The sequence below is a fragment of the Methanoculleus frigidifontis genome (assembly GCF_030464345.1).
Classification (GTDB): domain Archaea; phylum Halobacteriota; class Methanomicrobia; order Methanomicrobiales; family Methanoculleaceae; genus Methanoculleus_A; species Methanoculleus_A frigidifontis.
This window is the reverse complement of record NZ_VCYH01000005.1, coordinates 63,896-76,443: the sequence shown is the minus strand read 5'-3', so window position 1 is coordinate 76,443 and position 12,548 is coordinate 63,896. Positions and strand designations below refer to the sequence as shown.

General features: G+C 61.8%; 16 protein-coding genes and 1 pseudogene. 6 read left to right on the top strand and 11 right to left on the bottom strand.

The features are described from left to right. Positions 1–28: 28 nt before the first annotated feature. Positions 29–628 (bottom strand): amino acid kinase family protein, encoded by a 600-nt coding sequence (locus tag FGU65_RS08675; protein WP_301664052.1) that lies wholly within the window; start codon positions 626–628, stop codon positions 29–31. Positions 629–669: 41 nt separating this feature from the next. Here FGU65_RS08675 and FGU65_RS08670 point away from each other — a divergent pair, with 41 nt between their 5' ends. Further along, a complete protein-coding gene (locus FGU65_RS08670; RefSeq protein WP_301664051.1) occupies positions 670–2,346 on the top strand; it encodes a phospholipase D-like domain-containing protein in 1,677 nt (558 codons plus the stop codon). 6 nt (positions 2,347–2,352) lie between these two features. On the opposite strand, the gene FGU65_RS08665 is transcribed toward FGU65_RS08670, so the two are convergent. Both FGU65_RS08665 and FGU65_RS08660 read right to left on the bottom strand, forming a co-directional pair. Then, on the bottom strand, positions 2,353–2,664 hold the full coding sequence (locus FGU65_RS08665; RefSeq protein WP_301664050.1) for a transcriptional regulator: 312 nt from the start codon (positions 2,662–2,664) through the stop codon (positions 2,353–2,355). Beyond that, positions 2,661–2,894 carry a winged helix-turn-helix domain-containing protein gene (locus FGU65_RS08660; protein ID WP_301664049.1) on the bottom strand — a complete coding sequence of 78 codons (234 nt, stop codon included), beginning with the start codon at positions 2,892–2,894 and terminating at the stop codon, positions 2,661–2,663. Before FGU65_RS08660 ends, FGU65_RS08665 begins: the two co-directional genes overlap by 4 nt. A 74-nt stretch (positions 2,895–2,968) precedes the next feature. On the opposite strand from FGU65_RS08660, the gene FGU65_RS08655 reads away from it, so the two are divergent. Further along, positions 2,969–3,334, top strand: a complete 366-nt coding sequence (locus FGU65_RS08655; RefSeq protein ID WP_301664048.1) for a hypothetical protein — start codon at positions 2,969–2,971, stop codon at positions 3,332–3,334. Between the two features lies 1 nt (position 3,335). On the opposite strand, the gene FGU65_RS08650 is transcribed toward FGU65_RS08655, so the two are convergent. Beyond that, positions 3,336–3,545: a hypothetical protein gene (locus FGU65_RS08650; protein WP_301664047.1), complete on the bottom strand. Its 210-nt coding sequence runs from the start codon at positions 3,543–3,545 to the stop codon at positions 3,336–3,338. Between the two features lie 134 nt (positions 3,546–3,679). Between FGU65_RS08650 and FGU65_RS08645 the strand changes: the two genes are divergently transcribed. Continuing rightward, positions 3,680–4,222, top strand: a complete 543-nt coding sequence (locus FGU65_RS08645) for a DUF7504 family protein (RefSeq protein ID WP_301664046.1) — start codon at positions 3,680–3,682, stop codon at positions 4,220–4,222. 137 nt (positions 4,223–4,359) lie between these two features. Further along, positions 4,360–5,493: a GAF domain-containing protein gene (locus FGU65_RS08640; protein ID WP_301664045.1), complete on the top strand. Its 1,134-nt coding sequence runs from the start codon at positions 4,360–4,362 to the stop codon at positions 5,491–5,493. A gap of 2 nt (positions 5,494–5,495) precedes the next feature. Here the strand turns inward: FGU65_RS08640 and FGU65_RS08635 are convergent, their stop codons facing one another. The 6 genes and pseudogenes from FGU65_RS08635 to FGU65_RS08610 form a co-directional block, all read right to left on the bottom strand. Then, positions 5,496–5,870, bottom strand: a complete 375-nt coding sequence (locus FGU65_RS08635) for a cupin domain-containing protein (RefSeq protein WP_301664044.1) — start codon at positions 5,868–5,870, stop codon at positions 5,496–5,498. A gap of 185 nt (positions 5,871–6,055) precedes the next feature. Then, on the bottom strand, positions 6,056–6,370 hold the full coding sequence (locus tag FGU65_RS08630) for a hypothetical protein (protein WP_301664043.1): 315 nt from the start codon (positions 6,368–6,370) through the stop codon (positions 6,056–6,058). A gap of 3 nt (positions 6,371–6,373) precedes the next feature. After that, a complete protein-coding gene (locus FGU65_RS08625) occupies positions 6,374–6,886 on the bottom strand; it encodes a ferredoxin-thioredoxin reductase catalytic domain-containing protein (RefSeq protein WP_301664042.1) in 513 nt (170 codons plus the stop codon). After that, complete coding sequence (locus FGU65_RS08620; protein ID WP_301664041.1) at positions 6,876–7,160, bottom strand: glutaredoxin family protein; 285 nt, start codon at positions 7,158–7,160, stop codon at positions 6,876–6,878. The genes FGU65_RS08625 and FGU65_RS08620 overlap by 11 nt, the downstream gene beginning before the upstream one ends. A 26-nt stretch (positions 7,161–7,186) precedes the next feature. Continuing rightward, positions 7,187–8,197 (bottom strand): annotated as a pseudogene (locus FGU65_RS08615) (ornithine cyclodeaminase family protein). Then, a complete protein-coding gene (locus FGU65_RS08610) occupies positions 8,194–9,966 on the bottom strand; it encodes an MBL fold metallo-hydrolase (RefSeq protein WP_301664040.1) in 1,773 nt (590 codons plus the stop codon). The pseudogene FGU65_RS08615 and the gene FGU65_RS08610 overlap by 4 nt, the downstream one beginning before the upstream one ends. Before the next feature lie 98 nt (positions 9,967–10,064). Between FGU65_RS08610 and FGU65_RS08605 the strand changes: the two genes are divergently transcribed. Together FGU65_RS08605 and FGU65_RS08600 are read left to right on the top strand one after the other, a co-directional pair. Beyond that, entirely contained in the window at positions 10,065–10,550 is a 486-nt protein-coding gene (locus tag FGU65_RS08605) for a pyridoxamine 5'-phosphate oxidase family protein (RefSeq protein ID WP_301664039.1), read from the top strand. A gap of 55 nt (positions 10,551–10,605) precedes the next feature. Then, positions 10,606–11,151: a hypothetical protein gene (locus tag FGU65_RS08600; RefSeq protein ID WP_301664038.1), complete on the top strand. Its 546-nt coding sequence runs from the start codon at positions 10,606–10,608 to the stop codon at positions 11,149–11,151. Between the two features lie 15 nt (positions 11,152–11,166). On the opposite strand, the gene ftsA is transcribed toward FGU65_RS08600, so the two are convergent. Continuing rightward, positions 11,167–12,525 (bottom strand): coenzyme F390 synthetase, encoded by a 1,359-nt coding sequence (ftsA, locus tag FGU65_RS08595; RefSeq protein WP_301664037.1) that lies wholly within the window; start codon positions 12,523–12,525, stop codon positions 11,167–11,169. Between the last annotated feature and the right edge of the window lie 23 nt (positions 12,526–12,548).

Below are 12,548 nucleotides of genomic sequence, written 5' to 3'. Positions count from 1 at the left end.
GTACCCTATCATATTTCCCCCGAACCAATTAAAATCTCGTGTCAATGACGGTTCCCCGTACCGGCAGCCCTGCAAGAGCGTCCCGTATCCGTTCGTCGATCCGCCCGTTCACCACGGTCGTCCGGACGCCGTGCTCGAGGACGAAGGGAATCAGGGTGGGGTCGACCTCGTCACAGGGGCAGGGTGCATCGACCCGTTCGATGAGCGTCCGGTGGCGATGGATCCCGTCCACCGACTTGAGGAGGACAAGCTCGGTGCCAAGGCGTGCGGCAACCCATGCCGCAATGGTGTCGGAGGTGACGTCCCACGAGTGCGGGAGGGGGTCGAGGTCGCGCAGGGCGCAGTAGGGGAGCAGCACCGTCACCATCGCGGGGTGGGCGATCACCGCGGTTGCGGGGATGCCGTGCGAGGCCAGATACCAGCCGTACTGCTCCATGGCGGCTATCGCCATCCAGTGCCCCGCCGTATCCGAGAGGTTGAGGCGGCGCACGAAATCCGCAAACCGCCCGCCACCCGGGATCAGCAGGACAGCCCTTCCTGTCGCCCGGATCGCACCGATGACGGCGTCGGTGCGATCGAAGAGACTCCCGCCGACCTTGACGACGAGAGGCATGGAGAGCGTGGACATATCGCCAGCTTATAAAACGGACAGCAACATAATCTCTCCGCATGGAACGGATCGGCGTCGCTCTCCTCCTCTGCTGCATCCTCGCCATAGCCGGGAGCGCCCTTGAGATCGTCGAGTTCTGCCCCGACCCCTACCAGAAGGGAGACCCGGACGAATACCTGGTGCTCGAGGGGCACGGGCCGCTCGACGGTTTCGTGGTCTCGGACGGCGAAGGCGGGTTCCGGTTCCCGGACGGGTCCAGGATCGACGGCAGGCTGACGGTTGCCCGAAGCGCCGTTGCATACGCCGAAAGCCACGGCGCCCTCCCCGATTATGAGTTCTTTGATTATTCTCCAGACGTTCCCGAGGTGCGCAGGAGCGGTGACCTCCGGATGGCGAACCGTGCCGACGAGCTCTTGCTCTACCAGGGGACCACCCTCCTCCAGCAGGTTGCCTGGCCGGATGACGTCGCATCGCGCGAAGGCCAGATCCACTACCTCGAAGGAGGAGTCTGGGACGCCCGCCCGCTCTTCATCGGCCAGTCACGCTTCCGGCCGGCTGTCTTCGAGGGCGTCCGCATCACGGCGTTCGTCGCACCCGACTGCGCGCGTGAGATCTTCGTGCAGGCCGTCTCATCGGCAGAGAGCGAGATTCTGGTCAACGTCTACGAGTTCACCGACCCGGGTCTTGCAGAAGAGCTCGTCCGCGCACGGCAGGCGGGGGTGAACGTCACGGTTCTCCTCGAAGGCGGACCTGTCGGCGGAATATCTCCGGAAGGCAGATTCGTCGCAGGACTCCTCGCAAGAGGCGGCATTCCGGTTCTCCAGATGACCACCACCGAACGAGCGCACGCAGCCTATCGGTTCGACCATGCGAAGTACATGGTGATCGACGGCGCACGCGTCCTCATCGGGAGCGAGAACTACAAGCCGAGCGGTTTTCCGGCTGCGGGAACGCGAGGCAACCGTGGATGGGGGACGTACCTGGAGGATCCGGCTCTTGCCGCCTATTTCCGCGAGGTCTTCCTGCATGACTCCAGCGGTGGCGACATCGCCCCACTTGCAGGAACTGCTGCGGAGGTCGGGGATCCCAGGCAGGTTCCCTACACCGTTGAGTTCGAACCGGTCCACAGGGGCGGCGTCAGGGTCACACCGGTGCTCTCACCCGACACAAGCTTCCTGATCACCGATCTGCTGGAGGGGGCGACGAGAAACATCGCAATCGAACAGGCGTACATCACGAACGAGACGGCGTACGAGCTCAACCCGTACCTGGCGGCAGCGATCAACGCCTCACGCCGCGGCGTCGAGGTGCGGGTGATCCTCGACTCCGCCTGGTTCAACACGGAAGGCGACGCCGACAACGACGAGATGGTGGGGGTCATCAACCGGATAGCGGCCGCCGAAGGACTGCCGCTCGAAGCACGCCTCGCCGACTGCGACGGCAACAACCTGGAGAAGATTCACACAAAAGGAGTCGTTGTTGACGAACGTGCGGTGCTGATCAGCAGCATCAACTGGAATGCGAACTCACCGGGTTTCAACCGCGAAGCTGGCGTAATCATCGAAGATGCTGCCGTTGCCGCGTACTTTACCAGCATCTTCCGGGACGACTGGGAGGCCGCCACAACGAGAGGCAGGACAGAAAACGGCATAGGATCCGATCCGGCGAAGGCTGCAGCAGCCTTCTGTATCATCATAGGTCTTGCAGCGCTCTACTGGTATCGCCACCGGCGGTGAACGCCGTTATTTTCTCTCGAAACCCGCCATCCGGCAGACATCGCAGATGGTGATCGTACCGGTTCCGGAATCAACGGCGCTCACCCACCTCTCAATGACCGCATCGAGATCCCCGGAGAAATCCGCCTTCGTATTCCCGCGCTTCCGGCTCATATATTGGGATATCGCTGCCCGGCTGATTCCGAGGCGCTTCGAGACTTCGCTCTGGCTGATACCCCGCTCGTGAACGAGGCGATAGACCATCTCAGCCCGCATCTTCGGGAGCAGCCTCCTGACGAGACTGTCACAGCGCATGATATCGCATGACGGTTCACTCATGTCGTCTGCACCATCCGCGAGGTTTTGTATTCGTACAGGATCTGCCGTGCGTCCCGGAAGTTGAACTTCTCCACGATCATACCGTTGTCCTTCAGTTTCTTCAGGGCATAGCGAACGGTTCGGGGAGCCAGATTGCTCAGGCTGACAAGTTCTTTGTGGGTCATGGCGCCTCCATCCGTCAGCAGGACGAGAATCTTCTGTGATGAGGGAGGAAGGTTCACTTCATCCATGGAGTACCCGTTAACAGTGTTAACATATCAAACTGCCGATACTCTATTGTCACGTTCTGCATATACTCTACCATATGCTTGAGCGACAGGAGCGGAAGGCGCTCTTCCTGCTCATAGGCGTGGTTGCAGTCGTGCTGGCAGCACACCTGCTCCTCGATGCATTTGCAAAGCCAATAGCAGCCTCCCCATACTCCGAGGCTGCAGAAGACGGAGCGCTGGTTATTCTCGAGGGGCCGATCGAAACCATGACCGTCACCAAGACCGGCGGACACCTGCTGCTCACGGTTGCGGGTGTTCCGATCTTCGTCCCGGCAGACGTCGCAGGCGGCATCGATGTACGGCAGGGCGATCTGATTACGCTGTATGGGACCCTGCAGACCTATCAGGGGAAAAAAGAGATCGTCGTACATTCACCCGGGGATATCCGCATCCTGGAGTGAATTACTTCTGCTCGGAATAGAAGATGTCGGCTGTGTTGCCCTGTCCAAACCGGGGCTTTCGCGATGGCGGTTTCCCGGTGCTCTGCTCGCGGGGCTGCTCGCTATCGACCGGCGCTTTCTCAGAATGTTCATCTTTTTTTCCCCCCGAGCGGCGCCCCTCAACCCCCGTGCCCCCGGCGAGGTCACCGTCAATGATCTTCTCACGCGGCATACAGGGAGAATCATCGCCGGGAGTATATATGCATGCGCAATCACTCCGTCCTGCGTTTGAACCGCGACACGGTGCAGCATGGAACGAAGGACTGATAGGGCACAAGATTGAACCTGTAATCAGGTGAACCGCGGATGACCGGTTTCTTCGGAGGCGCTTCGGACGACGAACGGATCTTTCTGGTACTTGCCGCCGCCGATCACCTGAAACAGAAGAATACCGATCTCGTTCGGGATCTCACCGCGAAGGGTTTTACGGTTCTCGTCATCACCACCAACCAGCCATCGGCGATTCTCAGGCGGTCTTATGAACAGAACGGCATCGATCCGACACGGGTTTTCTTCATCGACGCGATCACGAAATATGCACTCGGTTCGGTACCGGAGGGTATCGAGCGGACGACCTTCATCAGCAACCCCGCCAATCTGACGGACATGGGCATTGCACTGACCGGCATGCTCCGTGATCTCCAGGGTGAGGAGACCTGCATCCTCTTCGATTCGATCAGCACCATGCTCATCTATCTTCCGTCGGTCAACATCTCAAAATTCATCCACTTTGTTACCAACAAGCTCAGGCTGCTGGACGTGGCCGGGATCTTTCTGGCCGTGGAAGAGGGGCTGGATCCGGTCATGCTCTCCCAGCTTACCACCTTCGCCGATCGGGTCATCCGGTGACAAAAACCCCGAATACAGGAGAGCAACTGATCAAATCCATATTTTGGCGATGTTTTGGAAGATACTTCTTTATTACAGAGTTTCTCACTGAGCAAGTTTTAAATATACGGACATGCAATCTCCATGTGAGACCCACGATGGAGAGAATACCTGATCCCTGCCGAATAATCCAGGCAATCCCTGATCCGATGGTTGTACTGAATGCGCAAGGCATGATACTGTACGCGAACCAGGCGTTCTCATCGCTGTTTCCGGAGCCTTCCGGAAACGATCTCCGGGGACGGTCTATCTTCACCGTAACGGCCGGCCTCTCCGCGGAGGGCTGCATACAGTCTCTCCTGGAGCAGGTATGGAAAACCGGACATGCAGAGAGCAGGCTGCCCCCGATCGGAGCACGGTATGGAAAGGCAACCGGCAGCCTGCTGGTAGGCGGAGAGCGTGCCGCGTTGCTGATGCTCCACGAGTATGCCGATTCCCGGGAGGCAGAGGAGATGGTCTCGTGCCGGGACCGGCAGGTTCAGATCATCAGCCGGATCATCGCCGCCGCCACGTCGTCCATGACGCTCGACGAGATTCTCAGCACCAGTCTTGAAGAAACCCTGACAATGCTCGACTTTGACGCCGGTGCAGTCTACCTCATCAATACGGCTACGGGCATGGCGGATCTCAAAGCGTTCTCAGGCATCCATAACCTGTACTTCACCGGGGTACAGGTGCTTGACCCTGCCGAGCCGCTGATCCGCGACGTGCTGGTCGACGGAAAGGCGCAGTACTTCGAGCAGTATATGGATGTCGACCATGACCATGGAGAGGATGGGATCTTCTCCCTCGCAAAGGTTCCGATCACGATAGGGGATGACGTTCTCGGCGTCATCTGTATCGCAAGCAGTAACCGGTACCGGTTCTCGCCTCTTGAAAAAGAGATTCTCGAAGCGATCGGGAGGAAGATCGGAGGCGCCGTCAGGCGAGGACTCCTCCAGGACCAGATCCATGAGAAGCACAGCGCCCTCATCGGGTATATCACCGAGACGACAAACCGGGTGATCATTCCGGCGGAGCTCCTGCAGGGCAATCTCATTGCGATCCGCCAGCGGTTCGCGGATATCCCGGATCTCCCCGACGATCTGCTCACGGAGCTCTGTATCCAGATCCGGATCGCCGAGCAGATCCTCAGAAACCTTCACGACCTGAACACAGCGATCGTCGAGGAGCGGACGGAGATCCCCTCCATCTTCCGCGATTTTCTCCTGCGAGAGGGGCATGCCGGGTAACGTCAGCGCCCGATGAGTTCTTCCTCGTCTTCACGCCACATGGGGTCTACAAGACAGAGGAAGATGAGATCAGAAGCAGCCGTGCTCTCGATCCACTGCACTGCTCCGGGCGGAATGTAGATCGCCTGTCCCGGGCGGACGGAGGCCGTTTCACCGTCGATATGCATGCACCCCTCCCCGTCAAGGATGTAATAGACCTCCGACGCCGTCTTCAGCCGGTGAGGGAACGTTCTCTCTCCCGCCGGCACTCTGGCGTGGGCAATACTGTAGCGCATGCCAGTAGGCGCCGCCTCCCGGCCGGGGTGCAGCAATTCGCAGAGGAGGGAGTTATCCATCACCCGCTCGTGCACTCCATCGCGGATATCCCGGATCAGCATAGCAGAAATGTCTGCGCCGGGCGGTTAAAAGTGGAACGATACGCATCTTCCCGGATTGCGCCTGCACCGAAAACCAGAAGAGCACCCGATGATATCGTGAAACGGCACACACTCCCACCGGAGGCTCCCGCAGAGGAGGAGTACCTCTCGCTCCCCTCGGTTCCGCTGATGACCGCCCTGATCCTCTAGGGTATCAGCGTCGCCATGGAGGATGCGGGGGGGCGGGGCGCGATCGCAGGCTGCCCGATCGCGTTCCCGCATACCGTCTCGGTAGCCGGGGATGCGATCTCCTCCGGACAGGGCGGCGCAGAACCGCCACCCTGCTTGGGACGCTCATTCCGTCGCTCTTCCTGGCGGTAGATTCCCGGTAGAACCCGGCAGGTATCGGCGCGTATATCATCGGGTCGGCGATCGCCGCACTCAGTCCCGGCATTCCGCCGGTGAACGGGATCGTGGCCGCGTTCGTCACCTACGCCGTCCTCGACCGGGTAGTCCGGCACCGGTCACATGAACCGTTCGAACCGCTCCCGGGGCACCCGGCAGATCGGGCAGATCTCGGGTGGGGCGTTTCTGGCACAGAGATAGCCGCAGACCCGGCAGCGCCAGACCGGATAGGCAAGAGTGGAGGGAGCCGCTGACGTGCTCTCCCGTTCCTCGCGCATCTTCTTCCGTTCAGGCCGCGGCGGCCGGCGTTCCGGCACCGGTTCGGCCTCCCGCTTCCCGGTCTTCACATCCGCCGAGACATAGAGGGCACAGTAGCAGGCACCGTACTCGGCAAGGTCGGGGTCGCGGTAGTCGCATGGACAGATGATATCGAGGTCGTCTTCACGCCTCCCGGTGGCGAGCCGGCACGGGCAGGCGATGTAGCCGTACCGGTCCCGGTTGACGAGCAGACCGCACACCAGCCCGCGGGTGAACTCCCGGTCAGGGTTGAGATGGTATCCGCCCGCCTCCGCCTCGGCATCGAGTTCGGTGTAGAGGCGATCGACTTCTTCATCCGGAATGTCATTTGGCATGGAGCGCCTCCCGGATCGCATCCTCCTGGAACCCCACGATCACGTGTTCATCGTTGATGACCAGGGTCGGAAACGACCCCCGTGGATTCCACCGTTCCACCTCCTCGAGCGCCTGATCGAACTCAGCGGGATCGACCCGGTCGACATACAGGTACGAGAACTCGACACCGAGATCGGTGAGGAGCTGTTTGGTCTTTGCACACCAGCCGCAGGTGCTCAGAGCGTAGAGCACGACCCTGCCGCGGTCTTCTCCGGGAACGTGAACGACATCCATGTCAGCGCTGCCTCCGCACGCTACAGTCATGCCGAAAGTCCATTAACCTTTCCGTAGCGCAGAAGGCCGGGCGTCACCAGGAGACGTGCTGCCCGAGCCCCCGCTCCCGGGCGCACCGGACCGCCCGGTGCGCTGCGGCGGCATCCTGGACGGCGATCCCGACCGATTTGAAGAGGGTGATCTCGTTCGGCCGCGTCCTCGCCGAGATCGGCATGGATCTTCTCCGCAGTCATACGGCCATCACGGATGGGGACGATGAGGTCCCCAGCCTCCGCGAGTGCGGCGGCGCGGCCATCGACGACCACCGTCGCCCGGAGAACGGTCTCCTGCGGGATCTCCTGCATATTCGGCATATAGGAGCCGATCCCGTTGATGTGCACTCCGGGCGCGATATCCCGGTCAGGGAAGACCGGTGTCATCGAGGTCGTCGCCGTGCAGATGATATCCGCTCCCCGCACCGCTTCAGCAGGACGCTCTGCAGCAACAATATCATCAGGAACGAGCCCAAAACCGGCCATATCATCGATGAATGCATCCGTGTGCTCTCAGGCCGGGGCGTAGACCCTGACCTCGTCGATTGCGCGGACGGTGCAGACAGCCTCTGCCTGCGTCCGTGCCTGCACCCCGGCACCGATGATGGCAAGGATGCTGCTCTCGGGACGGGCAAGGTACTCGGTCGCCAGACCCGACGCCGCACCGGTCCGGATGGCGGTGAGAGCGCTCCCCTCGATCAATGCCTGCGGGCGCCCGTCGGTACCGTCCACCAGCAGCACCGCTGCGTGGATGGTAGGCATCCCCGCCTCGCGATTCTGCGGAAAGACCGAGACCGCCTTCAACGCAACCGGTTCGGCCTCGTCGGCATCCAGGTATGCCGGCATGAAGAGGATGACGCCACCGTGACGAGGGATTTCCAGGCGTGTCCTGAGGGGGGCGGTGGCTTTTCCCGACGAGAGTGCGCCGAAAGCCTCCTTCATCGCAGCGATCGCTTCCCGCATGGGCAGGGCTTTTCGGAGATCGTCGGCACTGAGGAGGATCACGCCCTGTCCCACCCGCTACGATCGTTCTCCTGAGACGATATGGCCAAAGCATCAGCCGTATTCAGGGCGATACAAAGCTCCGATACCCCGTTTCCGTCCCGGCTCGCGAGACCGGCTCCACATCGCAGAAACTCCCGCCGGTACAGGCGGAGCCGCTCCCCGGTCTTCGTTCCCGGAAGAGCACAACCCGGATACGCGATGCCGAGCAGGACAGAGCAGCCACTCAGAGAGGTCGTGAGCCTGATATCCGTCACTCCCGCAGAGACCAGATCCTCGAGAACGCCGGTTAGGGCATCGGAGAGACGCTCCGCGTCGGTCATCACCGGCAGAGGGGACTCACACAGCGAGACATCGAGGCAGGTCTCCTCAAAGAGCGGGAGATACGCCAGGCGCGCAACAAGCGCCTCCCGGTAGGCGTCGTCGTCGTCGGCAGCCTCGATGAAGGCTTCATCCGAGAGCGGCGGCACGTGCAGGCCTTTCACCAGATCGGAGATCAGGGTGTTCAGGTCGACAGACCGGCACCGGCCTTCCGACGGGTAGCAGCAGACGGTATCCATGAAGTCGGAGAGCAGCCGGTCGGCACGTCGCAGGAGGGAGGCGTCGACGACATGATCGAGCCGGTCCTGCGCAAAGACCTGGCCGATCCGCTGGATAATCTGCACCGCTTTGAGCACGAGCTGTAACTCGATCTTCTTTCCTTCGGAGAATTCACCGGCGAACCGGCCGAAGTCGACCAGGAACTCATCGATCCGGTCGGCCTCGATCAGGTTCTGGTAGCGCTGCCCCTCTTCTGCTTCGCCGAGTTCTTCAAGCGCGTACGCCAGGGAGTAGAGACGACCGGCGATGACAGAGAACAGTCGGTTCGCCTCAGCAAGCAGGTCGATCGCCTCTTCGCGGGATCTCCGGAGACGTTCCGGATCGAATACTCCGATGCCGGCCATCGCCGCCGCTTCCCGCTGCAGTTTCGGGAGCATCTCCGCCACCGCAGCAGCAGGCACCGCCCTGCCGTGGCCGGAGCAGCAGAGGCAGATCGGTTCGCTTTCGAGCAGCCACCGCACGCCTTCGAGCGAAGCGGAGAGCGCGGACGGATCCCATCCGGCAATCCCGGCAATGCCAGGAGCGGTCGCGAAGAGCAGGTCACCGATGAAGAGACACTCACCGATGCGGATACAGATGCTGTCGGGAGTGTGCCCCGGCACATGATAGACCTCGAGCCTCTCGCCGCTCCCGAGCAGAACCGTCTGGCAGGAGAACGAGAGATCGCCCGCGGTCCCGGGAACCTTCATCGAGAGCACGGCTCTCCCTCCCCCCGCGAGCTCGACGGTGCGGATACCGCCGTGCGCCCTGTCGGCGGCGTTGAGCAGGTGCAGATCAACCGCAAGCGGCTTGATCTCCCAGTGGAAGAGATCGGAGACCGTCAGGGCTTTATCGGCAGACGCAAGCGCCCGGGCGCCGTCCTCCTGAGCGGCTATCGTCAAAGGCGCGACCGCCCGCAGTGCCTCGTCCCGTATAATCGCAAAGCAGTGATCGAGATGGCAGTGGGTAATGACGAGCAGAACCGGCCGCGGCAATGTCACCGTCTCATCCCGCACCCTTTCTACGATCTCTGCCATCTGTGCGGAATCGGCACCGGTGTCGATGATCAGAATCTCGGAGGCTGTCCGGATGATGTATGCATTCGAGCAGGATACGTCGGGTCTGCGCGTCAGAGGGTATATCTCGGCGCCGGCCGCACCCGGGATCGGCTGCCACTGCTGGTCGTGAAGCACTCCTTCTCCTCTCCATGCCTGCCGGAAAGCAGGTTTCAGGGAGAATCTTCGGCGTAGTCTCTTAAAAAGCATGAGGAAGCACCGCCAACAGGTACGTTATGAGCAGCGAGAGTGGTGCGGGGATGTGCAGAAGTGAGAAAGAGATCCAGGACGACAGCCTGATTGATGCCGTACTTGCGGAGGCGCTCGTCTGCAGGCTCGGACTTGTGGACGGGGGGAACCCCTACGTCGTCCCCATGTGCTTTGTCCGCGTGGGAGACGCCATCTACCTGCACGCCGCCCGAGAGGAGAGGAAGATCGATATCCTGAAGCAGAACGATGCCGTCTGCTTCGAGGTCGAAGCGGATGTGGCGCTCGTCCCCGCCGATGCTGCCTGCGGATGGGGGATGCGCTACCGGAGCGTCATCGGATTCGGAAGAGCAGCCTCCGTCGACGACCCACAGAAGAAGGTAGCCGCCCTCGACCGTCTGATGGAGAAGTACTCAGGAAGGGGCGGGTGGACGTATCCTGACAAGACCGTCCGCCAGACGACGATCATCAGGATCGGTATCGAGCGGATGACCGGCAAGCAGTCGGGCTTCTAAGGAGAATTTATATCGAGGCAGGCCGGAAGAGAGCCGCATCGCAGGGAGTGATACCATGAAACCAAACGGAACCGCTATAGCAGCCGGTCTTCTGATCCTCTGCTTCGGCGCGTGCGGCATCGTGGCCGCACAGTCTCTCGCCGTGGAGGAGCCCGGAACGGTCAGCGCCGGAGAGCCGATCACGATCAGCGGGACGACAAACCTCGCACCCGGGAACCAGCTGCTCGTCAGCGTGATACCGACGGAGTTCCTCCCGCTGGAGCAGAACCAGACGACGGAACCGGCCGGAATATCCGGTACGGTGACGGTGGAGCCGGGCGAGCCCGCCAATACCTGGTCGTTCACCATAAACCCCGGACAGCTTGAGCCGGGCAACTACCTTGTGACCGTCGAATGGATCGAAGGTGACGCCACCGCAACGACGACGCTGTTTGTGGAGGCAGCAGGCCCGTCTCCGACGGTCACCACAGCGACGCCGACGCCCACGACAAACGCCACGACGGCCACGCCGTCCCCGACGCCCACGGAAGCGGCTCCGACCGTGCCGGTACTCGCGGTTCTGACAGCCATTCTTGCGGCGGCGCTGCTATTGCGGCGGTAGGAGAAGATTTTTGCGCTAGCGGCGGTCGACGATCCGTTTCGGCCGCCCCGCCGCCCGGTGCAGTTCGAGCCCGCCGGGAGGCGTAAAGTGGAAGAGGATCTGTAGCGCCCCGTCGGCGTAGGCCTCCCGTAGACCCGGCACCCGGGACAGAAAAGTTGCAGTACATCGATCCTCGATCCCCTCCCGGTCGCAGGCCTCAGGATTGCAGCACTCCATGCTCACCCGAAGAACCGTCTCGCCGATCTCCTCACCGCCGTAGATAAACGCTTCGTACTCCCCGGTGAGGTCGTCCATATTCTCCCGCTGGAAGACGGCACCCTCCACGTCTACGCGGTTAAAAGACTGTCCTGCAACCTGAAACGTTTCGGCCTCACGCCGGGGATACCAGATCCGCATATGGGTTCTGCCGCAGCGGCAGCGCTCCCGGGAGAGGACGACGGAGGTGTCCTCGGTATCATAGTTGATGAGGAGCGTCCCCATCCTCCCGCCGACCGGCAGGAGCGTGGTGAAGACGAGTCTGCCCCACTCCCCATCGGCAACGAACCGCTCCAGTGCCGGATCATAGAGATCGAAGTGCACCAGATCTTCCGGGACATGGAGGCCGTCCCGGCAGGCGCACTCGCCGCACATCCCGCCTTCGGTGCTCCCGTAGGTGTTGTAGACGGGAACGCCCCAGACTTCGGCGAGGTACGCCCGCGACTCCTGCGCAAAACTTTCCCCACCGACCACCAGACGGGTGATGCCGGACTCCTGCGGGTCGAGACCGTCGGCCTCCATCCTCCGCGCCAGCCGGAGGAGTTTGAAGACGCTCCCAACGATGGCCGTCGGCCGGTAAACCCGGATCACCCGCACCGGAAACGTGCATCTGCCCTCCGGAATGATTGTCATCCCGAGGTCCCGGGCAGCGAGGGTCATGGTGTTGGCACCGACGTTCATCCCGTAGGAGGCGCAGACGGCCACCCGATCGCCGGCGGAGAAATCCTGTGCTACAAAAAAACGGGCGTATTTCTCGGCGTACCGCTCCCAGTCTTCCCAGGTGAGAAAGAAGGTCTTGGGCATCCCGCTCGTCCCGCTCGTCTCGTGGATTGTGTAGACGCTCTCGCAGGGGACGCTCTTGAAGCCGAACTCTGACGTTGCCGGGGGCTGGTTCTGCCGGAGCGTCTCGGCCGAGACGACCGGGAGATCCAGCAGGTCTTCATGGGTGCGCACCCGCTCCGGCCGGATGCGGTGCTCGCGGAACCACCGCCGGTAGAACGGGGAGTGCCTGGCAGCGTAGGCGACGGTATAGCGCACCCGCTCATCGATGAGGGCGTCGAGGTCGGCACGATCCAGGGTCTCGACCGAGGGACTGTGGTAGTGGTCTTCGCCGGGCATGCTCGCTACCGTATCTCCGGCGT